25 protein-coding genes are annotated in these 22,994 nt (G+C 60.5%); 15 read left to right on the top strand and 10 right to left on the bottom strand.

Going from position 1 to position 22,994, the window contains the following annotated elements:
* The first annotated feature begins 7 nt into the window (after window positions 1–7).
* From DVU_RS06475 to ilvC, 9 genes are all read left to right on the top strand, one after another.
* Window positions 8–880 (top strand): hypothetical protein, encoded by an 873-nt coding sequence (locus tag DVU_RS06475; protein WP_010938665.1) that lies wholly within the window; start codon window positions 8–10, stop codon window positions 878–880.
* 10 nt (window positions 881–890) lie between these two features.
* Entirely contained in the window at window positions 891–1,565 is a 675-nt protein-coding gene (locus DVU_RS06480; protein WP_010938666.1) for an HAD family hydrolase, read from the top strand.
* 104 nt (window positions 1,566–1,669) lie between these two features.
* A complete protein-coding gene (locus tag DVU_RS06485) occupies window positions 1,670–1,972 on the top strand; it encodes a YggT family protein (RefSeq protein ID WP_010938667.1) in 303 nt (100 codons plus the stop codon).
* Between the two features lie 8 nt (window positions 1,973–1,980).
* Entirely contained in the window at window positions 1,981–2,490 is a 510-nt protein-coding gene (locus DVU_RS06490) for a DivIVA domain-containing protein (protein WP_010938668.1), read from the top strand.
* Window positions 2,483–2,803, top strand: coding sequence for a DUF167 domain-containing protein (locus DVU_RS06495; RefSeq protein ID WP_010938669.1), 321 nt, complete (start codon window positions 2,483–2,485; stop codon window positions 2,801–2,803). The genes DVU_RS06490 and DVU_RS06495 overlap by 8 nt, the downstream gene beginning before the upstream one ends.
* Window positions 2,804–2,823: 20 nt before the next feature.
* Window positions 2,824–3,054: a hypothetical protein gene (locus tag DVU_RS06500; protein ID WP_010938670.1), complete on the top strand. Its 231-nt coding sequence runs from the start codon at window positions 2,824–2,826 to the stop codon at window positions 3,052–3,054.
* A complete protein-coding gene (gene ilvB / locus DVU_RS06505; RefSeq protein WP_010938671.1) occupies window positions 3,055–4,746 on the top strand; it encodes a biosynthetic-type acetolactate synthase large subunit in 1,692 nt (563 codons plus the stop codon).
* A 9-nt stretch (window positions 4,747–4,755) separates the two neighbouring features.
* On the top strand, window positions 4,756–5,244 hold the full coding sequence (gene ilvN / locus DVU_RS06510) for an acetolactate synthase small subunit (protein WP_010938672.1): 489 nt from the start codon (window positions 4,756–4,758) through the stop codon (window positions 5,242–5,244).
* Window positions 5,245–5,365: 121 nt separating this feature from the next.
* The gene (ilvC, locus tag DVU_RS06515; RefSeq protein WP_010938673.1) at window positions 5,366–6,361 is read left to right on the top strand and encodes a ketol-acid reductoisomerase; all 996 of its coding nucleotides are present in this window, start codon (window positions 5,366–5,368) and stop codon (window positions 6,359–6,361) included.
* Between the two features lie 473 nt (window positions 6,362–6,834).
* Here the strand turns inward: ilvC and DVU_RS06520 are convergent, their stop codons facing one another.
* The 3 genes from DVU_RS06520 to DVU_RS06530 form a co-directional block, all read right to left on the bottom strand.
* Window positions 6,835–7,050, bottom strand: a complete 216-nt coding sequence (locus tag DVU_RS06520) for a hypothetical protein (protein WP_010938676.1) — start codon at window positions 7,048–7,050, stop codon at window positions 6,835–6,837.
* Between the two features lie 60 nt (window positions 7,051–7,110).
* Window positions 7,111–7,434 (bottom strand): IscA/HesB family protein, encoded by a 324-nt coding sequence (locus DVU_RS16785; RefSeq protein WP_010938677.1) that lies wholly within the window; start codon window positions 7,432–7,434, stop codon window positions 7,111–7,113.
* Window positions 7,435–7,523: 89 nt separating this feature from the next.
* Window positions 7,524–7,826: a hypothetical protein gene (locus DVU_RS06530; RefSeq protein ID WP_011792418.1), complete on the bottom strand. Its 303-nt coding sequence runs from the start codon at window positions 7,824–7,826 to the stop codon at window positions 7,524–7,526.
* A 145-nt stretch (window positions 7,827–7,971) separates the two neighbouring features.
* Between DVU_RS06530 and pyrR the strand changes: the two genes are divergently transcribed.
* Complete coding sequence (gene pyrR, locus DVU_RS06535) at window positions 7,972–8,508, top strand: bifunctional pyr operon transcriptional regulator/uracil phosphoribosyltransferase PyrR (RefSeq protein ID WP_010938679.1); 537 nt, start codon at window positions 7,972–7,974, stop codon at window positions 8,506–8,508.
* Between the two features lie 332 nt (window positions 8,509–8,840).
* On the opposite strand, the gene DVU_RS06540 is transcribed toward pyrR, so the two are convergent.
* Window positions 8,841–10,391 (bottom strand): putative bifunctional lysylphosphatidylglycerol flippase/synthetase, encoded by a 1,551-nt coding sequence (locus DVU_RS06540; protein WP_010938681.1) that lies wholly within the window; start codon window positions 10,389–10,391, stop codon window positions 8,841–8,843.
* 353 nt (window positions 10,392–10,744) lie between these two features.
* Between DVU_RS06540 and DVU_RS06545 the strand changes: the two genes are divergently transcribed.
* The gene (locus DVU_RS06545; RefSeq protein WP_041722597.1) at window positions 10,745–12,010 is read left to right on the top strand and encodes a DUF4910 domain-containing protein; all 1,266 of its coding nucleotides are present in this window, start codon (window positions 10,745–10,747) and stop codon (window positions 12,008–12,010) included.
* 172 nt (window positions 12,011–12,182) lie between these two features.
* Window positions 12,183–12,938 (top strand): substrate-binding periplasmic protein, encoded by a 756-nt coding sequence (locus tag DVU_RS06550; protein ID WP_010938683.1) that lies wholly within the window; start codon window positions 12,183–12,185, stop codon window positions 12,936–12,938.
* Between the two features lie 236 nt (window positions 12,939–13,174).
* Here the strand turns inward: DVU_RS06550 and DVU_RS06555 are convergent, their stop codons facing one another.
* From DVU_RS06555 to DVU_RS06565, 3 genes are all read right to left on the bottom strand, one after another.
* Window positions 13,175–14,308 carry a DUF2939 domain-containing protein gene (locus DVU_RS06555; protein ID WP_010938684.1) on the bottom strand — a complete coding sequence of 378 codons (1,134 nt, stop codon included), beginning with the start codon at window positions 14,306–14,308 and terminating at the stop codon, window positions 13,175–13,177.
* Between the two features lie 184 nt (window positions 14,309–14,492).
* On the bottom strand, window positions 14,493–14,960 hold the full coding sequence (locus tag DVU_RS06560; protein ID WP_010938685.1) for a hypothetical protein: 468 nt from the start codon (window positions 14,958–14,960) through the stop codon (window positions 14,493–14,495).
* A gap of 221 nt (window positions 14,961–15,181) precedes the next feature.
* Window positions 15,182–15,667, bottom strand: a complete 486-nt coding sequence (locus DVU_RS06565) for a hypothetical protein (RefSeq protein WP_014524348.1) — start codon at window positions 15,665–15,667, stop codon at window positions 15,182–15,184.
* Between the two features lie 281 nt (window positions 15,668–15,948).
* Here DVU_RS06565 and DVU_RS06570 point away from each other — a divergent pair, with 281 nt between their 5' ends.
* Together DVU_RS06570 and DVU_RS06575 are read left to right on the top strand one after the other, a co-directional pair.
* On the top strand, window positions 15,949–16,665 hold the full coding sequence (locus DVU_RS06570) for a C40 family peptidase (protein WP_014524349.1): 717 nt from the start codon (window positions 15,949–15,951) through the stop codon (window positions 16,663–16,665).
* Window positions 16,666–16,927: 262 nt separating this feature from the next.
* On the top strand, window positions 16,928–17,149 hold the full coding sequence (locus DVU_RS06575; protein WP_010938690.1) for a TraR/DksA family transcriptional regulator: 222 nt from the start codon (window positions 16,928–16,930) through the stop codon (window positions 17,147–17,149).
* A 448-nt stretch (window positions 17,150–17,597) separates the two neighbouring features.
* Here DVU_RS06575 and DVU_RS06585 read toward each other — a convergent pair whose 3' ends face one another.
* On the bottom strand, window positions 17,598–18,137 hold the full coding sequence (locus tag DVU_RS06585) for a bacterioferritin (RefSeq protein WP_010938692.1): 540 nt from the start codon (window positions 18,135–18,137) through the stop codon (window positions 17,598–17,600).
* 395 nt (window positions 18,138–18,532) lie between these two features.
* Window positions 18,533–19,770 (bottom strand): IS3-like element ISDvu2 family transposase gene (locus tag DVU_RS06590; RefSeq protein ID WP_150103616.1). Its coding sequence is split into 2 segments (ribosomal slippage): window positions 18,533–19,425 and window positions 19,425–19,770, totalling 1,239 coding nucleotides; the frame shifts between segments, so codons are not numbered across the junction.
* 44 nt (window positions 19,771–19,814) lie between these two features.
* On the opposite strand from DVU_RS06590, the gene DVU_RS06595 reads away from it, so the two are divergent.
* Window positions 19,815–21,752, top strand: a complete 1,938-nt coding sequence (locus tag DVU_RS06595; RefSeq protein ID WP_014524447.1) for a methyl-accepting chemotaxis protein — start codon at window positions 19,815–19,817, stop codon at window positions 21,750–21,752.
* Between the two features lie 165 nt (window positions 21,753–21,917).
* On the opposite strand, the gene DVU_RS06600 is transcribed toward DVU_RS06595, so the two are convergent.
* Window positions 21,918–22,883 (bottom strand): AEC family transporter, encoded by a 966-nt coding sequence (locus DVU_RS06600; protein ID WP_010938694.1) that lies wholly within the window; start codon window positions 22,881–22,883, stop codon window positions 21,918–21,920.
* Window positions 22,884–22,994 lie beyond the last annotated feature (111 nt).

Here is a 22,994-nt window from a genome sequence, read left to right on the forward strand (position 1 = left end):
GGATGTCATGCTGAAGACCCATACTCGACGACTCGTCTATGTCCCGCACCTCCACCGCGAGAGTGCCCCGGCATGTCTGCCGCAGGTTGTGCAGTTCCTTTCCGTCGGCCTGACGGACAGGTCCGTTGCCGGAGAGTTGCTCCCCGACGGATTGCCCTACACACCGGCAGAGGCCCGTGCCTGCCTGCGCGACCTGCTCGAATACGGTCTTTCTGTGGGGCGTGAAGGCGACCTGTACGCCCTGACTGCCGCCGCCGATGACTCGCAAGCCGTCGCGGCGCGACGCGCCGAATCGAGGGCCCTGGCTCGCTTCGCCGATACGGGCGAGTCCGAAGCCGCGTCCTCCGCCGGTGAAGCGTTGCCCGGAGAGAGGCTTCGCAACGCGCAGAAGACGTTGCTTCTCGCCTCCTATCTTGAGGAACGTGCCCGTGAACTGGATGCGCTTCAGGCCCGCTTTGCCGATGGGCGCAAAGGTCTGGCGCAGGTCATCGGCGTAGAGGACGGCGATGACGACATCGACCTGCCCGCACTCGACGCCTTCACTCCCGACCTGCCCGGTAGCGGCATGGACGTGCTGCGTCCCTCATGGCGGGTGGTGCTCGACAATATGGCCTGCTTCCTGCCGGAAGACGCGGCACTCTTCACCTGCGACCATGTCATGCTTGCCGCCCTGGGTGACGCCGGGGTCGTTTTCGAGCCTGTCTCGGTCGAGACGCTGCGCCGCTTCGAGGGGCTCGATGCCGCACTCGCGCCCAAACTGGTGCAGGCGTGCGTTCCCCTGTGGCAGGCTCTAGGGCTTTCGGGGCCGCAGGCCGAGCGTCCGTGGCTTGACCGCGAGGCACTGTTCATCGGGTGCGCCGCCTGTCAGACCGGGGCCTAGCGGGGGAGTCATGCAAGGCATCAGGTACGGCCTCGACAGGCATTTCCCCGAGGGGATACGGGGCATCGTCTTCGATTGCGATGGTGTTCTGTTCGATTCGCGCGCCTCGAACATCCATTACTACAACCTCCTGCTTGATGCGCTGGGTCTGCCGCGCATGACGCCTTCGCAAGAGGACTACGTGCACATGCACACCGTGGGTGAGTCGCTCAACCACATCGTGCCGACGGACTACCGTGACAGGCTGCCGGAGGCACGGTCGCGCATCCGCTATCGGCAGCACATCCTGCCGCTTCTCGAGCCTGAACCGGGGCTGCGCGAGACGCTGTGGTGGCTGCGTGATGCGGGCGTGAAGCTTGCCGTGCATACCAACAGGACAGACTCCATGGAGTACGTCCTAGACCATTTCGGCATGACGGACTTCTTCTTTCCGGTCATGACGGCAGGGCGTGTGCGTGCCAAACCCCACCCCGAAGGACTGCATGTCATCCTCCGTTCGTGGGGGGTCGCCCCGTCGAGCATCGTCTTCATCGGCGACACACGCCTCGACGAGGAGACAGCACGCGCAGCCGGTGTGCCCTTCTGGGCGTACCGTAGCCCGACCCTGACGGCACAGGTGCATGTCACGGACTACTGGTCGCTTTCGCAGACGCTGCGAGGAGTGCTCGCGCGCGACTGCGACTGAGGGCCGAGGCCCCGGAAGTTTTCGCTTGATTCCGGAGGCCGACCAATGGAAATATCGCCACAACGGGTACTCCACACTCCGGGTACCCCAAGTCTGGAGGATACATGTTCGTCGTCGCCAATATCGTCGTAGGCATCGCCAAAATCCTCGACGCCATCCTGAATCTCTATTTCTGGGTCATCATCGCCGCAGCGGTACTGTCGTGGGTGAACCCCGATCCCTATAATCCCGTGGTGCGCGTGGTTCGCAATCTCACCGAACCCGTCTTCTACCGTGTGCGCAAATGGCTGCCCTTCACCTATGTGGGCGGACTCGACCTGTCGCCGCTGGTGGTGCTTCTCGGCATTCAGATCATCAATTCGGTGCTCGTGCAGTCGCTGTACCAGCTTGCCGTGAGACTCTACTAGGAGCGGGCATGGCCGTCAGTCGCATCGACATCCTCAACCAGCGGTTCGCGCGCTCCCTGCGGGGGTATGACACGGCAGAGGTCGACCGCTTCGTTCAGGAGGTGGCCGACACCGTGGGCACCCTCAGCGAGGACAAGGCTGCGCTTGCTGCGCGTGTCTCCGACCTCGAGGCGCGGCTTGCCGAGTTTCGTGAGCGGGAGACGGCACTTCGCGACACCCTGATGACCACGCAGAAGATGAGCGCGGAAATCAAGGCGGGGGCACAGCGAGAGGCGCAGCTCATCATCGATGCGGCCCACGCCAAGGCGGAGAATCTGCTCAATCAGGGTAATCTTCGCCTCGCACGCCTCGAAGAGGAGATAGCCTCTGCCCGCAAGCTCAAGGCCCAGTTCGAGATGCGGGTGAGGGCCGTGGTCGAGCAGCATCTTTCGCTTCTCGACATGAGCGCCCGTGAGGATGCCGCCCTTGATGCCGCGGCAGCACGGGCAGCCGCCCGGGGCAGGGGTGAGAATGGCTGACCGCCCCGCCTACGTCGAGGCCATGGGTGACGGCCGCTGGGCCTTGCTCGTCTGGGTGCAGCCCGGCGCGAAGAAGGACGGCCTTGCGGGAGTGGCGGACGGCAGGCTGCGGGTGCGTCTCAGTGCCCCGGCAGTTGACAACAAGGCGAATAGAGGGCTTGAAAGATATATGGCTTCGTTGCTCGGGGTCAGACCGGCAAGGGTGTCGGTCGCATCCGGGCAGACAAGTCGCAGAAAGAGGGTTGTCATCGAATCGGACGCGGAGCCGGACTGGGCTTCGCTGTATGAGACAATGCAAGAACGCAACCTCTAGCCTCCAGGAGATGAGTTCCCATGGAACAGCACGAACTTCGCTTGGTAGAGAAGTATGCAGCGCAGGACACCGAACTGAAGGCCCTGTGGGAGGACCACGTTCTCTTTGAAAAGCAGCTCGCGAAGCTCGAATCCAAGGCGTATCTGACCCCTGTCGAGGAGAAGACCGTCAAGGAACTCAAGAAGCAGAAGCTCGACGGCAAGACACGCCTGCTGTCGATGCTTGAAAGGTACAGAGCCACGGAGGTCTAAATGCAACTGAACGGGGCCCAGATCCTGCTCGAATGTCTCAAGAAGGAAGGCGTGGACGTCTTCTTCGGCTACCCCGGCGGGGCTGTCATCGACATCTATGACGAGATTCCCCGCCACCCCGAATTGCACCACGTGCTGGTGCGCCATGAGCAGGCAGCGGTCCATGCGGCAGACGGTTACGCCAGAGCCTCGGGCAAGGTGGGCGTCTGCCTCGTGACATCCGGTCCCGGTGCCACCAACACCGTCACCGGTATCGCCACAGCCTATAGCGACTCCATCCCGGTGGTCATCCTTACCGGGCAGGTGCCAACGCCGCTCATCGGCAATGACGCCTTCCAGGAAGTGGACATCGTGGGTATCACGCGTCCGTGCACCAAGCACAACTATCTCGTGCGCGACGTGAAGGAACTCGCAACGGTCGTGCGTCAGGCCTTCTACCTTGCCCGTACGGGCAGGCCGGGCCCCGTTCTTGTCGACCTTCCCAAGGACGTCATGCAGGCGAAGACGGATTTCGTCTGGCCTGAAGACGTGTCCATGCGAAGCTACAACCCGACGTACAAGCCCAACCTCAACCAGATTCGCCGGGCTGCCGACGCCTTCTTCGAGGCCGAACGCCCTCTGCTTTTCGTAGGCGGCGGCGTGGTCATGTCCGACGCCAGCGAGGAACTCGGCTGGTTTGCGCGCACCTTGCGTATTCCCGTGGCTTCAACGCTCATGGGGCTTGGCGCCTTTCCGGGCGATGACCCCCTGTGGCTTGGGATGCTGGGGATGCACGGCACCTATGCCGCCAACAAGGCCGTCAACAATGCCGACCTCATCGTGGCGGTGGGGGCGCGTTTCGACGACCGCGTGACGGGGCGCCTGTCAGCCTTCGCCTCGAAGGCACGCATCATCCACATCGACATCGACCCGACGTCCATCCGCAAGAATGTTCAGGTGGGCATTCCGGTCGTGGGCGATTGCCGGCAGTCGCTCGCCAACATACGCGAGATACTCGTGCCGCGCCTTGAGGAGAAGGACTGGGGGGCGGCCCATGCGCGCTGGCTCGAGCAGCTTGCCTCGTGGCGTGTCGAACAGCCGCTCGGCTTTTCGCGCGAGGGGGGCATCAAGCCCCAGCAGGTCATCGAACAGCTTTTCGCCATCACTCGCGGTGACGCCATCATCACCACGGAGGTGGGGCAGAACCAGATGTGGACGGCGCAGTTCTACACTTTCCGCAAGCCGCGTACGCTCATCACCTCGGGTGGACTCGGTACCATGGGGTACGGTTTTCCCGCGGCCATAGGGGCGCAGTTCGCCTTTCCGGACAAGCTTGTCGTCGACGTGGCGGGAGACGGTTCCATCCAGATGAACATCCAGGAACTCGCCACGGCGGTATGCAACAAGCTGCCGGTGAAGATACTCATCCTCAACAATGGCTATCTGGGCATGGTGCGCCAGTGGCAGGAGCTTTTCTACCAGCGCAACTACTGTTCCACATGCATGGATGCGCAGCCTGATTTCGTGAAGCTGGCCGAAGCCTACGGGGCTGAAGGCTATCGCATCACCGAGGTGGAAAGCCTTGAATCCACCCTGCGCGAGGCCCTTGCGTCGCCGCATCCGGCCATCATCGATGTCCGCGTCGAACGTGAGGAGAATGTCTACCCCATGGTGCCCGCAGGCGCGGCGCTCGATGAAATGCTGCTGGTGTAGGAGGCTTTCGTGCGTCACGTCCTTTCCGTCCTCGTCGAAAACGAACCCGGTGTGCTCTCCCGCGTGGCGGGGCTTTTCAGCGGTCGCGGCTTCAATATCGAATCGCTCAACGTCGCCCCCACGCTCGACCGTGGGGTGTCGCTCATGACCATCTCGACCAGAGGCGACGAGCAGGTCAAGGAACAGATAGTCAAACAGCTTCGAAAGCTGGTCACCGTCATCAAGGTGGTTGACTTCGAGGGGCTTGCCACCGTAGAGCGTGAGATGGTTATCGTGAAGGTGCAGGCAGAAGATACGCGGCGCGCAGAAGTGCTGCGCATCGCCGACATCTTCAGATGCAAGGTCGTGGATGTAAGCCTGAATGACCTGACCCTCGAGGCAACGGGCGACCATGGCAAGATAGAGGCGATCATCAGCCTCTTGCAGAAGTTCGGCATCAAGGAAGTTGCGCGCACGGGCACCGTAGCCCTACGCCGTTCCATGCAGCCCGAAATCTAGCAACCACCCGGTCGGCTCCCCGTTTCCGAGCCCCGGAAGGGGTGGAAGCGGGGTTTTTTCATAATATGCAACCCCGACACAACATCGAGGGAGCCGCGCGCGTGCGCGGCAGGGAGTAGAGATGAAGGTCTATTACGAGAAGGATGCGAATCTGGAGGCCCTGAAGGGCAAGACCGTCGCCATCATCGGTTACGGCAGCCAGGGTCACGCGCATGCCCAGAACCTGCGCGACTCCGGCATCAGCGTCATCGTCGGTCAGCGTCCCGGCGGCGCCAACTATGCGCTCGCCAAGGAACACGGCTTCGAACCCGTATCTGCCGCCGAAGCCGCCGCCAAGGCCGACCTCATCATGATCCTACTCCCCGACCAGGTACAGGCCGCCGTCTACGAAGCGGAGATCAAGCCCAATCTCAAGGCGGGAGACGCCTTGCTGTTCGCGCATGGTTTCAACATCCACTTCGGTCAGATCGAGCCGCCCAAGGACGTGGACGTGTTCATGATCGCCCCCAAGGGCCCCGGCCATCTCGTGCGTCGTACCTACACCGAAGGTGGCGGCGTGCCCTGCCTCGTGGCGGTGCATCAGGATGCCACGGGCAAGGCCATGGAGAAGGCCCTCGCCTACGCCAAGGGCGTGGGCGGCAGCCGCTCCGGTGTCATCGAGACCACCTTCCGCGAAGAGACCGAGACCGACCTTTTCGGCGAACAGGCCGTTCTTTGCGGTGGTCTCTCGTCGCTCATCAAGGCAGGTTTCGAGACGCTCGTGGAAGCGGGCTACCAGCCGGAGATCGCCTATTTCGAGTGCCTGCACGAAGTGAAGCTCATCGTCGACCTCATCTACGAGGGCGGCCTTGAGCGGATGCGCTACTCCATCAGTGACACCGCCGAATACGGCGATTACGTCACCGGCAAGCGCATCGTCACCGAAGAGACGAAGAAGGAGATGAAGAAGGTTCTGCGCGACATCCAGGACGGTACGTTCGCGCGTAACTTCATCCTTGAGGCCAAGGCCGGATACCCCGGCTTCAAGGCCACCCGTCGTCTCGAAGCAGAACACCAGATCGAGAAGGTCGGTGGTGAACTGCGCGGCATGATGCCGTGGCTCAAGAAGAAGGTCTAGCCGTAGGGCATATGATTGATAAAAGGCCGCGCCATCAGGCGTGGCCTTTTCTTTTGTCATCCGACTTTGGCGTATGGCAGGGTGGCCACTCGTGCATCGACTGTCCTTCAACGTGCCGGGGCAAGGGGAAGGCTTGAACCTTACGCCCCGCAGAAAGGCCACGACATCTGCGGGAAGGTACGGCTGCACTATGCCCGCAGAGGGCTTCTCGACACGTCTTGTCCCTTATCGTCGGGCAAGTAAGAACAAAAGTGGGGACCGTTCACGCAGAAAGAGCACCAGCCTCTGCGGTGTGGCGGCAGCAAGGGATGCCTTCTGGCAGGCTCGATGCGGTGCATGCAGCATAGTGGTGTATCGCTCTCGAAATACTGGCATTGCCGTCAGCAGTACGGGCAATACCTGCCAGCGTCCAGATGGGAGAGACATCGCATGCCGCGGGTAAGTTGGCGGCTGTGGTCGGGACCGATGTGTGATCAAGCCCCTTCAGCGACAAGACGCGCGAAGAGGTCTTCGTCTTCAGGATATTTGATGCCGTCGCCTGTGACAATCAGGCTGGGCGACAACTGGTCGGAGCGCGAGTCGTCAAGGGGCATGATTTCCCATCGTCCTTCCTGACGTCCCACGACGAGTTCGCGCTGCTGTTTGCGCGCGAGTTTGATGGCGAGTATGACCGATTCCTTGAAGACCATGCGTACTCACGAATGTCGCGGCCTCCCGTTGGGGAGGCCGCGTTCTGTTGTCCGGGATATCTACGAGCAGCAGCTGCTTGAGCTGCCGCATCCGCCGCAGCTTCCACCGCCGCCTGCAAGCGGCTTTCCGGGTTCGACCTGGAAACCCATGTAGGTGAGGTCGATGCGGACAGATTCAATCTGGCTCAGCAGATCGCTATTCACGCAGAAGGTGAAGTCGCCTTCCTTGAAAACATTGTCGCTCTCGTTCGGCTCATCCAGAGCCAATGCCAGCCGGGGGCCGCTTCAGCCGCCGGGGGCGAGATAGACGCGAATGGGGGTCTTCTGCTTGTCCGCAAAGTAGGCTTCAAGCTCCTTGCGGGCGTTATCAGTAAGCTCGAACATGCAATCCTCCACGGTTGGTATACGGAAAGCCAGAGTTAAGTGCGGCTCCCGTCTTTGTCAATGGATGAACTGCCGAGCAATCAGTTGTATCAATGATTTTCAGGGGTGGCGTCTCGACGCACGGGGAAGGGGCGCTGCGGAATGACCTCAAAACCCGAGCATTTGCCCCGGATGATGATGTCGCCGACCTGCTTCTCAAGTCTCTCGCTGATGATGAACATGTAGGGGCCACACGGGTAGTGACGGTCGTGGTCGCTGGCTTCGTCAGGGGCGAGGGCAAGGCGGGGGCCGTGGTACGACCTCGTGGAGACGTAGACGCGGATGGGGCGCACTTCGTTTTCTGTGAAGTACTCGTCGAGGATGGCCCTTGCCGATTCTTCGATGGTGATCATGGTTCTCTCCCTGCGGCGTTGCCGCACGTTGAACCGATAGCAGAGACCAGCCCGAATTGCCATGTGTTGCCGGGGCTTTTCCTGCTGCTTGAAAGAGGCTATCGTACAGAGTCCGTTACACTATAGTCAACACAGGTGCAGGACTATGCAATCCACTGTTATCCTCGACCACGACGCCATGGGGCGTACCATCGAACGCCTCGCCTATCAGGTCCTCGAACGGCATGGCGACTGCTCCTCTCTGATGCTTGTGGGCATACGGCGGCGTGGTGTCGACATTGCCGGGCGCCTTGGCAAGGTGCTGGCCGACCGTCTCGGTTGTGCGCCTCCAGAAGGTGCTCTCGACATCAATCTCTATCGCGATGACTGGACGACCCTATCAGGCAAGCCCGCCATAGGTCAGTCGTCGATGCCGTGCGACCTTGAAGGGCGCGATGTGCTGCTGGTCGACGATGTGCTCTTCACTGGACGCACCATTCGGGCGGCACTCGAAGCCCTTCTCGATTATGGCAGACCGCGGCGCGTCGAGCTTCTCGTGCTCATCGACCGAGGCCATCGTGAGTTGCCCATCCATGCCGACTATGTCGGCAAGGTCGTTCCTACCTCGCGTACGGAGCAGGTGGATGTGTTGCTCGCCGAGCACGATGGATGCGACGAGGTGCGTCTGTCGCATATGGCATGAGCTCCCTCTGGCTGGGCGCAGACACGGCACGAGCGTAGGCCACCCCCGTCTTGTGACGTACTCCCGGCACCCTGTGGAACGGGTGCACTCGGTGTCCCTGTTCAGGTCTTGCAAGCCCTGACATGCCGTGGCTATGCATTCTCCGTTGGCTGTCGTCGTGACGATTGCCTCTTGACGGTGCCGGATTTGCCTGAATCAACAAGCCAAAAGGCGAGTGTCTCCTGCGGGGGCACTCGCCTTTTGGCGTTACTCCCGGTGGGCCGAGTCGCCGTATGCCTGCTTCAGCGAAGCGGGGCGGGCCTCATCGCCAAGATGACAGCGGGAGGAGGGGGCTACTGCTTATGCAGCGGCAGCAACAGTCGGCGCAGGGTGAAGGCCACCATGACGGCACAGGCGGCGGCGATGCCACGCACCGCACGCGCAGCACCGGCATCGTCACTGATGGCTTCCCATAGGCCCCTTATGCCTGTACCGGCATCGCCGAAGGCAAAGAGTGCGACCGCGCCAGCGCAACCGATGACGGCGGCGGAGGCGAAGAACCAGCGAAGCGGATATTCTTCCCGGATGAGCGAAGACTTCCGGTAGAACCGACGGCGTGAGCCCAGAAGTCCTGCAAGGGCAAACGACAGGAGTACAGCCTCGTGCCAGTCGAAGCCCTTGAGCAGGGCGCACACCATGCCCGTAAGCAGCAGGGTGACGACGACCTTCCATACCGACGCAAGGCGGCGCTCGATACCGCGTGAGAGCAGCAAGAGTCCGGCCCCGGCCATGCTTCCAAGAATGTGGGCGGCCTCCTGCACTGCAGGCGGAACGACAAGGGGCGACTGGGCGATGAGCAGCTTGTTCGGGGGAATGCTGCCGGAAAGCAGCAGGATGACACCTGCCGCGAATGTCACATACGAAAGCAGGATATGGGAGAGTACCCACATCCAGCGTCCTGCGTCACGAAATGCCTTTTCAGCCTGATGGCGTCGTACCTGCACTTCGTAGCCCGCCAGCAGAAGCGCCGCGAACAGGAGCGGCAGCAGGTAGTAGATGACCCGGAACGCCAGAAGTGCCGCGATGACGGCCTGCGGGTGCGTTGTCTGTGAAAGGCTGAGGATGACAAGTTCGAAGACTCCCGCCCCGCCGGGAACGTGGGTGAGGACCACCACGACTGTGGCCAGCAGATACACGGCGAGAAACGTGAGAAAGTCGAGTCCGAGGTCGCTCGGCATCAGCATGTAGAGGCAGCCCGCGGCGGCCACAAGGTCGGCGCATGCCGTCAGTGTCTGCGCGAAAGCGATTTTCGGACAGGGGAGCGCGAACTCCCTGCCAAAAAAATGCAGGGGCTTGCGAACGAAGAATGTCAGAAGAAGATAGCCTGTCGTCGCCGCAAGCAGGGCAAAACCGAGAGGGCGCACGTCATCTATGGGCAGACCAAGCCCCGGTGGGAGTGGCAATGGTTCGATGACGAATGATAGACCCGCCAGTCCGAGGGCGCCCACCCAGAAGGTGACCGCCAGCATGAGCACAAGCCGCACGACATCGGGGATGGTGAAACCCCACGCCGAATAGAAGCGGTAGCGGACGGAACTGCCGCCCAGCAGTGCGCCGAAATTGTAGCTGCATGCGCAGCCCACGAACGATACCAGCGCCGTCTTCCCGAGAGGCAGCGGTCTCCCTATGGCCTTGAGCGCAAGGGCGTCATAGCCCACGAGGATGAGGTAGTTGACGATCATGAGCCCGAAAGAGGCAAGAAGCCTCAGGTCGGGAATGAGTTCAATGCTTTGTCGGATGTCGGCAAGATGGTATTTGCGAACTTCGTGGTAGAGCAGCCATGCGGCACCGGCGAAAATGCAGAGAACGACGAACGACCCGAGAGAGCGGAGATGTCTGTTCATGCGCTGGAGCTTTCCCGTGCAGAAGGTGATGGCGGGCGGGCATTGAACGCTGGCTGAAAGGCCACGCGTAGTCGGACCCGGTGGCGTCGGTGGGAGATGGATAACCGCTCTTCACCCGGTGAGGCAAGGGGGGGATGCTGTATGATGTAATATTCATGAAAAAGACATCATTCACCGATTGCAGCGCGAAACGGCTTGGCGTAGAAGCCTGTCGGTTGGCTGCTGTAGTGGTGTTCCCGTGATGGAAAGGTCGCGCTGTAGCCTTCAGAGGGCCAGTTGACGTTGTTCTCATGACGGATGCCCATACGATGCAAGAGGTGCAAGTAGTGACAGGTTCGAATCCCGGCCAGGATATGTACAAGTGGGCGTGTGATCTGTTTCCGGTGTGCAGAAGTCTCACCGGAGATGGTGTCCGAACGACGCTGGACTACCTTGGAAATGTCATGGGTGGGCTCGGGTTGCATGAGATTCCTTCAGGAGCTGCATGCTTCGACTGGAATGTCCCGGATGAATGGAACATCCGTTCAGCATTCGTCATGGATGAGAACGGGAACAAGGTCATCGATTTCGCCCGCAACAACCTGCACGTCGTCGGTTATTCCGAGCCTGTGGATGTCACACTCTCTCTTGATGAACTCCAGCAGCATCTTCATTCGCTCGAAGAACAGCCCGATGCCATCCCCTATGTGACATCCTACTACCGCCGTACATGGGGGTTCTGTCTCAGCCACAACGAGCGTATGGCGTTGCGCCCCGGCAACTACCGTGTGGTCATCGACAGCACGCTTGCGCCCGGATTCATGACCTACGGTGATGTCGTCATCCCGGGGCGTTCAGAAAAGACGGTGCTGCTGACAAGCTATGTCTGTCACCCTTCCATGGCCAATAACGAACTTTCCGGTCCCGTGCTGCTGGCGGCCCTTGCACGGCTGTTGCGGTCGCGTGAAAACAGGCTGACGTACCGTCTCATTCTGGTGCCGGAGACCATCGGTACCATCTACTATCTGAGCAGACATCTAGAAGAACTCAAGCGTACTGTCATCGCCGGGTTCGTACTCAGTTGCGTGGGTGACGACCGCGACTACTCGTACCTGCCATCACGTCGAGGCAACACTCTCGCAGACAGGGTGTTGCGACACGTACTCGACGCCTACCATCCGGGTTACAGCCGCTATACCTTTCTCGACAGGGCGAGTGATGAGCGGCAGTACAACAGCCCCGGTGTTGACCTGCCCGTTATTCCGTTTGCAAGAAGTCTGTACAGACGCTACCCCGAATACCACACATCCCTTGATGACCTTTCCGTCATCTCTCCCGAAGGGTTGCAGCATTCTTTCGAGACGATGTTGCGCTGCATCGACATCATGGAAGGCAATCAGACCTACAAATGCAACTGTCTCTGTGAACCGCAACTCGGCAAGCGCGGTCTCTATCCCACGACATCGGTCAAGAACGGCTATGGTGACGCCGTACGTATCACCATAGATTCTTTGGCTTATTGCGATGGTCAGACAGATGTTCTTGGCATCGCGGAGGCCATCGGCATACCTGCAGACAGGTGCATCCCCATCATGGAACGCCTCGCGCAGGGGGGCGTGCTCTCCTGTGTGACCGACTGATGTTGAGCTGACCCGCAATAGGCTGTCTATCCTTTCACGCGTTCTGCGGTGAGGGTGGACAGCCGTGTCATTCCATCTGCTTCCCTTACTTGTTGCACGCGGCGATGCACTCGTGTATTCGTGTGTATAGCTGTGGCTATTTCATGCCTGAGGTTTTGTGTCGGGGGGCGATATGCGTTGCGGGTGGCTGCTCGGTTTCCTGTTCCTTTTGTCCGTACTCTCATATCCCCGTCCTGCCGTGGCGATGACGGTGCTGGCTGAAGAGTATGCTCCCCTGTCATACAGTGTAGACGGGCAGCCACGCGGTTTTGCCGTGGAGTTGTTCCACGAACTAGAACGGAGGCTGGCACTGCCGCCTTCGGATGTGACGTTCATGGCGTGGAGCAGGGCCTACCGCCTTCTTTTGCGTGGACCGCGTCATGCCATCCTCTTCATGGGCAGAACCATGGAGCGCGAGGACAAGGTCTGGTTCGTCGGTCCCATCTGGGTCGAAGACGACTACTTCTACAAGAAGGCGGGTAGCCACGTTGCCGCTGCGACGCTCGATGAGGCTCGCACCGTATCCCGTATCGGGGTCGTCCGTGACGATTTCTACCAGTTGCGTTTGCAGGAGATGGGGTTCACCAATCTTGACCTCGGCACCAGCCATGAACAGGGGCTGCGGAAGCTCGCCCAAGGGCGTGTCGACCTTGTGCCCATGGGGGAACTTACGGCAGCCAGCCAGATAGCGAACTACCCCGGACTTTCCATGGATTCGTTCGAACGGACGGACATCCACCTGCTCAGGTCCGAGATGTACATCGGGTTCTCACGTGACATGGCATGGGTTGAGGTCGAAAGGTGGCAGAAAGCGCTCGACCATCTGCGACAGGACGGAACCTATGACCAGATTCTGCGCAAGTTCGTCCCACAATGGCGTTCCCGCTGACGAGGCGGTTGTGCCCTCCGCACTCGAGCATCCACGATGCTGACACCGGCAGGGAGTCACGCCTCTTTGCGGTTGGGGCTGTCACCATTGCGGGTGAGCCTTTTCCCGCTTTGCCGGTGATTCTCCGAACGCGCCTTGCGCCCGCTTCTGCCCCGAAGTAGCGCCGGGGCCCGACGGGGCCTCATATAGCCACACGTTCTTGCCAGTGAAAAACCGGGCAGTGCGCCGCGGGTCGTTTACATGTCACGAACCTGGAGAATGGTGCCGTTGTCGAGCAGCATCATGTGCACTTCTGCCTCGCAACGTAGCGGGGTCTTCGCCTGTGCCAGTGCCCGGGCTTCGGCCCTGCTCATGTCCAGCGAGATGGGCCATGATTCGACGAACCGTCCATCGTGCGAAAGGGGTGTTCCCATGACGAGGCGCAGCGTGTGCACCGGCCTGCCGTCGGCATCGAGGATGCGGAACGTGAACCCCACCTTGCGGGGAGGCATCTCGCCAAGGAGCCCCTCCACGCGCAGGATGAGCACCCTGTCGTTGGCTTCGGTCAGGGTGTCGAGCCCTGCATAGGCGGCAGAAATGGACAGGCGTGAAGCCATCTGGGAGCGTGTACGGGCATTGAAGGCCTCTACCGACTGCCGATAGGCCGCCTTCAGGTCCGCGACCCGCTGACCATAGATGTCACGAAGCTCTTCCGCATTGGCAACTTCAGTGACCCGCCACTTCCAGAACCCCTTTCTCATCGCAAGCCGCAGAGGATACTCGACCCCAAGCTTCTCATGGGCGACTTCGGTCGCCGCAATGGCGATTTCACCATCCCGGGCGAAGAGCCTCAAACCGTGTCTGGCAATCTGCGGGCCGAGGTCTTCGGGCACAGGGCCCGGTATCGGCGGGGGGGGCGGAAGCGTGTTGCTGTCACTGGCATGCGCGGTGCTCGCACCGCTGCTGGCGTGAGATTCTTCCTTGGGTGCTTCGGCAGGGGGCGTCGTCAGTTGCAGCAGGACTGCCAGCGCCGCCTTCGTCAGTTCCTGCTCATCGGGAACAGGATTCGCCGTTGGAGAGGCCTGCCGTTTTGTCAGCTCACGTACCAGTCCGCCTGTGAGTGCGTCGCGGTCCACTGCTTCGGCAAGACGTTTCGTGTCGTGCTCACGCAATGCCTGTTCGATCTGCCGAAGCGTGTATTCGGGTTGTGAGGCCGTATAGCCGTGCCATGCTGCAGCAGCTGCGATGCCTGTGAAGACGCACGCCCCGAGGGCAACGGTCAGGCGCCGGAGAAGCTGCGGGGTGACCCATCCCGGCATCTTGTCATAGGGGATTGAGGGCAGGCTTGGCAGCTTGATGCGGGGCAGGCTGACTTTGGGCAGTTTTGGCATGTGGGCTCCGTTCCCTATGGACACGCGGATGCCTTGCACGGGCATTGTGCCTTGTGGACCCGTTTCGGCGTATCCTCGCAGGATACCCGTGTGGACGTCTTCGGGCAATGCGTCCGGGCAATGCGTCCGGGCATGGCGCGAAGCGGCTCATTGCGCCGCTTCTAAAATCCCGGGTAGGCTGGACCTAGCGGCAGACGTTCCTTTCAGCTGTGCCTTTGGCATCCGTGATGGTCACAGCCGTCCCAGAGAGCCCGTGAGCCGCCAGTTCCCGGCAGATACGCTCGGACATGCCCGAAGCGTCGGCAACGTCGGACTTGCTGCTGACAGAGAGTTCCAGCGGGCCTTGTTGCGGTGCGGACCACGTGACGTTGGCAACATGCTCGATGGACGCCACGGCCTTCAGGACGCTTTCGCGTGTCTGGAGAGGGATGGATGGGGCGGGGGCCTCGGTTTGTGGCTGTGCTGCTGGCATGGGCTGGCGTTCGACAGGCAGTAAGGAGACGACGATGAGGCAGGCGATGCCGCCTATGATCATCTTTCGCGAGCGCCAGATGGCTGTGGGATGCCCTTTGCGGTGCAGGACGAGATTGAAGACGGCACCAGCCGTGAGCACCATGCCGGTGATGGAGAGAATGTAGGAGAGGATTTCCATGGAGACCTCACAGGTTCATTTTCCAACGGGGAAGAGCTGTAGTTCTGAAAAGGTCCGGTCTGAGAGGCTGAAGAACTGCCTTGTGACCTCAAACGGGTGTACGGAGCAACGTTCTGGTATCCAGGGGGAGGGGCGCCCGCGTTCCCGTCCCTGTCTCCGGCTATCATCCGGCTAGCCATCCTGCACAAGGGGCGGCATGAGCCGTAGTGGGGGCGTTCGCATCACCCGACTTGAGCAGGGGAGAATCGGCCTGTCGTCTGGAAGAGGTGGAGCATCTCGGTGATGGGCAGTGAGCGACAGCAAGGACGCGGAGTGGGCAACGTGTCGGGAAGTGCCGTCGTGAGCGTGCAGTCGGCCGGAACGCTATCGCAGGATTCGGGGAGGCAGCGGCATCCGATTGCATAGGGTGGTAGTTTTTCCATCAGGCCGGGCAGCGACGCCGGCACACAGATGCCGTCGAGGGCGTCACATGCGTCACACGCGTGCGCCCCCTTGCAGACACGGAAAGCCACAAAGCCCGAAGGGGTCTCGTCAATGCGCTGGAGCGTTTCAAGCAGGTGCTCCCGCCATGCGAAATACCAGTCCATGAATTGTTCGACTTCATCGGGAGAGGCTCCCGCGTCCTCAACCAGATTCCAGATGACCTGCCCGGAGAGGATGCCGAGAAGCCCGTGGCGTGCAGCAATGTTCGCGTAATTGTCTGGCATGTGCGGGTCTACCTTGTGGCGTGGAAAGATGCATTGGCCCGGAAAACAGGGTGCGCAGCTGGCTGGCGGATGGTCGCAGTGCCGATGCTGCGCGACAGGACGACACGTGGGGTTGCCCTCCGTATGTCGATACCCAACAGTAGGAGACAGATACCCGGCCCGTTCCGTGTCGGCAAGGGGGAGGGGTTGCAAAAAATGAGATGTCTTGGCATCAATGGAAAGGCTTAGTGCATGTGGCTTGTACATCGTGGTTCGCTCAACCTTTGGCCCCTGAATCGCCTATGCAGAAGACGCGCTACTCATCATCCTGCCTGTTCACGTCATGCCTTCTGGCACTGTGCGTTTGCTTTCTTTCCACGGGCTGCGTGCGGCAGCCGACATCGAGCAATTCCCCCGAAAAGGCGGTGTCTGCCTCTGCATCCCTTGCCGATGCTGACGATGCCGGTGATGCCTCCATCTTCGATGCTGCGGCAGAAGAGGACGCCACGCTCGCCGATGATGTCCTCGCGGATATCGCCGAGCTGGATGAGCTTCTCGCCGAGGGGACAGAAGACGAGAGCGACCTCATCGCCGGAGGCATGAGCCCCGTACCGGCCAACCAGATGGAGTTCGGCGACGGAAACGCCGCCTACAGGCTTGTGAATCTGGCGCTCAGCCAACTGGGAACACGCTACAGAAGGGGTGGAACCGAACCCCGGACGGGCTTCGACTGCTCCGGGTTCACCTCATGGGTGTACAGCACGATGGGGATCGATCTCCCCAGAAGTTCACAAAGCCAGTATCTTGAAGGGCGCAAGATCAACAAGTCTCAGTTGCAGACAGGTGATCTTGTATTCTTCCAGCGCAAGAAGCGCAGAATATCGCATGTGGGCATCTACCTCGAAGACGGCAAGTTCATCCACAGCAGTTCCCCCGGCGACACCGTCAAGATTTCCCGGCTTGACGAGCCAGTGTGGCAACGTCAGTGGGCGGGGGCGCGTCGGGTGATACGCTACTAGACACGCTGCAATCATGATGGGGCACCCTTGGGTGCCCTTTTTTCGTGCACTGTTCTTCCGGCCCGCAACGCATAGTACGAAAGCGAATGGGGATGCCGTGGACTGCGTTATGCCGGGTGCGCTTTTTGCCTCTTGCGTCTCATGCGCTTTCGTCGTATCTCGCCCGCCTTCATCGTGAACGGCTTTCGCGCGTCACCAGACACGAACGGCGAAAGCACGACATGCTCCCGGTACTCATCGAAGCGTAATGACTGGAGGTTCCATGGCCGATATTTTCGATCAGGCTTCTGACTATGAGGCGCGCGACCGCGAGGCGGCCATAAGTGCTGCCCGCAACAGGCTTGCTTCCGGCCCCGGGCCTGAGTGGATTGACGGTAAACCTTGCTGCCGTGAATGCGGCGAGGTCATTCCCGAAGCGCGGGTGAAGGCGCTTCCGGGGTGCGGCCTGTGCCGCGAATGCGCTGAAGAGATGGAAGGGGCCTGAGGCTGCATCCGCGGTAATGCCGCGAAAGACCCCGACATGCGCTGAAGTGGCCTGAAGTCCCACGTCATCTGGGTCTCCGGACTCCCCCCAAGCGACATCGGTGCTTCATCTGGGGCCATCTGGTTCTACTCTGTGCGGTTGTCGAAACCGCGCAGGAGGCTGGCCGGGGCCCATGCAATCCAGCCGAAACAAAGCCCTCCTTGCACTCGACGTGCATGGAGGGCTTTTGTCGTAGGGTCAATCAAGCGGCACGAAGGTCGTGCCAGAGGCTGCATGGAGTGGGAAAGGGCCTCTTTCGGTTTGCCGGGAGAATCCAGAGGCAACGTCTCGTGCCCCATACGCGGACGGCCCGTCCGCTTGGAGATGCCCGGCAGCAGGGTCATGCGTCTGCATTCATTCCTGTGCCCTGTGAAGGCGGCCCGTCGACCGAAAGGTCGCTCGCTCCCTGCTAGCCCCCCTTGTTCAGGAGAAAGCCCTTGGTCGAGGGGCCGGTAGAGGCAGAAGTCCCGGCAATCTTGGACAGGTAGGTGTCGCCGAGCGTTCTGATGTGACCGCCGACATTGTCGAAGTAGTTGAAGTGGGCCTGCTCTTCATCGATGATGGTCTCGAAGAGCTTCATGCTCACGCTGTCGCCACATTCACGGCAGACGAGCAGGAACTGGTTGTAGGCATCGATGGTGTCGTCTTCGAGGTCTGCATCGAAGGGGAACACGATGCGTACTTCCTGCCCCTTGATGATGGCACCTTCGGGGTCGGTGGTGGGTTCGCCGCCCAGTTCCTTGATGCGTTCGGCGAACATTTCCGCGTGGCGCATCTCGTCAATGGCGATGAGCTTCACGTTGGCGGCAAGTTCTCCGTAGTCCATGCTATCGAGACCGTAGTGCTGGTTCATGTACTGTGTGATGGCGTAAAGCTCCATGGCACGTGCCTTGTTCAGCACTTCGATGACTTTCGCCTTGCGCTGTTCCCTGTCAGTGGCTGTTGTCATTGGTCTGGCTCCTCTCGAACGCCCCGCCGAACGGGACAGTTTTGCCGTACCTTGAAGCACGGTGTTGCGTGAGAAATCCACTATAACCTAGTATTAAGATGGCAGGCCACGTGTCAAGCCATGCAGTGTTGAAATTGGAAAGTCAGAGTATAATTACCGAATTGTCCATGTTTCATGGCTGTTGTGTATGGCAAGTGTGTAAAGATTCGTTTACGGTCGCCGATAGGATATCTGGGGGGCGTAGCGAACCATAACGCTAGGAGCGGTGATGAAGCTATCCATCATGGCGAAACTTTTGACGATGGTCGTTGCTGTCGTCGTATTGTCAGGCGTTTCCATCTTTCTGACATCGCACTATTTCATGTCGCTTGGTTTCGATGATGGAGTTGCCCCCGCTAAACCGGACACCCTGCGGTTGCTGACAGTCGGATGAATTGTCTTGGCGAGCGCATCCGTAATCCCTTGTGTGGAGCATTTTCGTTGTAGTCTTCGAACCACTCGGAAAGGCGCTTCAGAACGCTCGGTGCGTCGGGACAGATGTTGCAGTCAACGTAATCACGCTTGAATGTCTTCACGAATGCCTCTGCCATGCCATTGCTCTCTGGACTGCGCACCGGGGTAAAGCAGCTTCGCAGGCCTAGCCACGAGGCAAACTCCACTGTTTCCTTCGCAGTATAACAAGATCCATTGTCTGAAAGCCATTCCACTGTATGGGACGTGTGCGCATTGCCGAATCGGCGCTCCACGCTTTCCAGCATCAGATCGCGGACCATAGAGCCTGAGATGCCCCTGGTCGTCGCAACGTAGCTGATGACTTCCCGGTCGCACGAATCGAGGACGAACGCGACACGCACGACCTCCCGGTTATCGCATGGGATCTCAAACCCATCAGAACACCATCGTGTATTGCGGTGCAGAGTAACAATCTTGCCTTCGTGCGCCTTGTCTGGACGTTTGCCGTTATGACGGGTGAGCAACAGGCCATTCATCCGCATGATGCGGTAAACGCGCTTGTGATTGACTTCAGATTGCCCTGTAGCTCTCAAATGGGCATTGAGGCACGCCTGTATCCGCCGATAGCCGTAGGTTTGCCGCTCATCAAGAATGGCACGGATGAGACGAAGCAATTCCTCATCCTGCGCCTTCACGTAACGAGGCTTTCTGGTACGATGTGGACCGTCAAGCCGCTCTGCCAAACGCGAACGGGAGACTTGCAGGGAGTCCGCTACACGCTTCATAGGGAACCGTCCTCGAATGGCAACGGCGAACGCGAGATCAGTTTTTTTTCGCGTGCAATGTCGATAGCTTCCTTCAGGATTTCGACTTCCATCGTCTTTCGGCCGAGAAGCCGTTCCAAATCCCGAATGCGCTTCTTCAAAGCCTTCGCCTCTGCCACGCTCACCACTCGGTCGTCGGCCTGAATAGCCACTTTTCCGCCATCGCTCATGAGCTTTCTCCATCGAAAGACAAGATTCGGAGCGATGCCGTATTTGCGAGCCACGAAGGAGACGCTCATTCCGGGTAAAGACGACTCTTCAACTACCCGTAGCTTCTCGGCAATGGTCCAACGACGACGTTGAACCATGGTCACGACCTCGACCGTGGAAATCTCTTTAGCACTCTGTCTGGACATACCTCTAGCACTACCTCTTCGGTTGGCAGAGAGGTCCGGCCTAATTGGGGGCTACTCCAGATGAAGAGGCCGTCCGTAACATCAAGGGAATGCGCAATGTCATCGAGAAGGACATTGACGATAGCATGCGCGCCTACCTTGTTTCGGCGAAGCTCTTCGGAGAAAAGCCCGAACTCGCACAGGCTGTGGTGGCGGGTGATCATGGCAAGGTCATGGCACTCGCCAAACGGTACATGCACGATGCCGACGCCGACTTCATGACGGTGAGTGACGCCAGCCTCAAGGTCGTGGGGCGCGGGCACTCGGATAAGGCGGGGGACGACATCAGCAATCAGGCAACGGCGCGCAAGGCCCTTCAGGGACAGACATCGGTAGGCGTCGTGTCGGGAACGGTCGTTCCCTTCTCTGTGCGGGCATCTGCGCCTGTCATGCTCGACGGGCGTGTCGTCGGTTCGGTCTCCCTCGGGCGCTCCATGGTCACCGAGGCATTCGCCGATAGCATCAAGGGCTATTCCGGCGTCGAGTTCACCGTGTTCAAGGGTGACACGAGGGCCATGACCACCATCATCAAGGCTGACGGCAAGCGTGCCATCGGTACCAAGATGGACAATCCCAAGGTGCTTGAGACCGTGCTGCAGCGTGGCGCGCAGTTCCTCGCGCGCAATGCCATCCTCGGCAAGGAGTACCAGACGGCCTACTGGCCCATAAAGGATATCGACGGTGCCGTGGTCGGCATGTGGTTCATCGGCGTACCGCTGGCCTCCATTCAGGCGGCCATTGCCAAGGTAGAGCAGTCCACAGTCGGGGTGTCGCTTGGCATCATGTTCGTGATGGCTGCTGCCGCCTTCTTCTTCGCCCGGTCACTAGCCCGCCCCATCGGCATCACGACGGCCTTCGCCGGCAAGGTGGCGGCCGGTCAGATGAACGAGACCCTCGATGTGCATTCGAATGACGAGGTCGGGCAGCTTGCCGACGCCTTGCGGACGATGGTGTCCTCCCTCAAGGAGAAGATAGCCGAGGCGCAGGCCCAGTCTGAACGTGCAGCCGAAGAGACGGTGAGGGCACAGCAGGCGACCCGGGAGGCCGATGAGGCGAGGCGCGAGGCCGAGAACGCACGCAGAGAGGGGATGCTTCAGGCGGCTGACAGGCTTTCGGGCATCGTCAATGTCGTCGGTGCCGCCTCGGAACAGCTTTCGGCGCAGATAGAGCAGTCCTCACGCGGGGCCCTGTTGCAGAGTCAGCGTGCGGGCGAGACCGCCACCGCCATGGAGGAGATGAACGCCACGGTGCTCGAGGTCGCACGCAGCGCCTCCGAAGCCGCGGCAAGTTCCGACGCCACACGAGACAAGGCCGAGGCCGGGGCGGGCATCGTCAAGTCCGTTGTCGACGGCATCGCCGGGGTACAGCGGCGTTCCGAGACCCTGCAGGAAGGCATGAACGACCTTGGCAAGCGTGCCGAAGAGATAGGGCGAATCATGAACGTCATCTCCGACATCGCCGACCAGACCAACCTTCTCGCCCTCAATGCGGCCATTGAAGCCGCGCGGGCCGGTGACGCGGGGCGGGGTTTTGCCGTCGTCGCCGACGAGGTTCGCAAACTCGCTGAAAAGACCATGAATGCCACCAAGGAAGTCGGCGAGGCCATCGTCGGCATCCAGAAGGGCACGCACACCAACGTCGCACATGTGGGCGAGACCGTGCGCGAGATCGAAACGGCGACGAAGCACGCGCATGAGGCGGGCAACGCCCTGCATGAGATCGTCCGCCTTGCCGAGGCGGCATCCGATCAGGTGCGTTCCATCGCCACTGCGAGCGAAGAGCAGTCGGCTGCATCCGACGAGATCAACCGTGCCATTGAAGAGGTCAACCGCATCGCATCCGAAACCAGCGACGCCATGGGGCAATCGGCTCAGGCCGTTGGTGAACTTGCGGAACAGGCGCAACAGCTGCAGTCCATCATCACGGAGATGCAGCAGGCGTAGCACAGACTGTCGCACAATGGCACTGTCGTCCTGCTGTTGCCGTTCAGCAACCGCATATCAGGACGCAGTGGTCTACGATGAAAAAGTCCCCGGCAGAGGATAGCCTGCCGGGGACTTTTTTCATCGCCTTCTGTCAGCGCCATGCCGTCTGGCGACACGCCTGCATCACAGGAGGTGCATGTGCTGCAGGGCCGCGATGGTGAGCGGGATGGTGAGCATCGATGCGGCTGTGTTGGCGAGAATGGCCCGTGACGTCTCTCCGGTACAGGTGCCGTAGTTCTCGGCCAGCACGTACGCGATGGTGCCGGTGGGCATGCCGGAGAGGATGACGCCCATGGCCAGCCATGCCCCGTCGACGCCGAGGGCCTTGAGGCACAGAAAGGTCACTACCGGCTGTCCAAGCAGTTTCACGGCATTGACCGGTATCTGGCGCAGCAAACCCGCACCGTCACCCTTGCGACTTACAAGCTGGTTCGCCAGCACCATGCCGATGGCGAAGAGCGCACAAGGCGATGCCGTGCCGCCAAGCATACGGAACATGCCTTCGATGGATGCAGGCAGGGGAACGCGCCCAAGGCAAACGGCAACGCCTGCCACAGTGGAGAGTAGAATGGGATTGGTAGCGAGGGAGCGCGCAAGTTTGCGGGCCAGTCCCTGTTGTTCCGTGCCGTCGGCACTGCGCCTGTACTCCTGCTGCCCGATGACCAGCATGAGCAGCGGAAGCCCGAGAATGGTGCTGATGCTGCTGGCAAGAACGGCGTCCTCGTTGCCGGGGAAGAGTGCCACCAGCACCGGAAGCCCGAGGAACGCCGTATTCGGAAAGCTGGCGAGGAGGGAGAGCATGCCGCTTTCGCCATGTCTCCGTCTGAATCCGCCGGAGAAGAGCCCGTAGACGAGCACGAACGAGGCGAACATGCCCGCCACCGTGCCGCCGATGTAGCCGATGCGTGCCAGTTCGGCCGGTTGCTTGGTGGCGATGGCGATGAAGATGAGCGCGGGCATACCGATGTTGAAGACGAACTGGTTGAGTATGGCGGCTGTGCCGTCGGGCATGATGCGCATCCGTTCGATGACCATGCCCAGAGCCACGAGGGCGAAGACAGGGAGAAGGGTATTAGCGATGGTTAACATGGTTCCTCCGGTCGCGGCGGTGGCGAGAAAGACGTCCAGCCATTGACTGGCATCGCCTGTGATGCCAGCATGGATACCGCGACGGTGGGAAGATAGGTCTGCTCCTTCCGG

This window comes from Nitratidesulfovibrio vulgaris str. Hildenborough (assembly GCF_000195755.1).
GTDB lineage: Bacteria > Desulfobacterota > Desulfovibrionia > Desulfovibrionales > Desulfovibrionaceae > Nitratidesulfovibrio > Nitratidesulfovibrio vulgaris.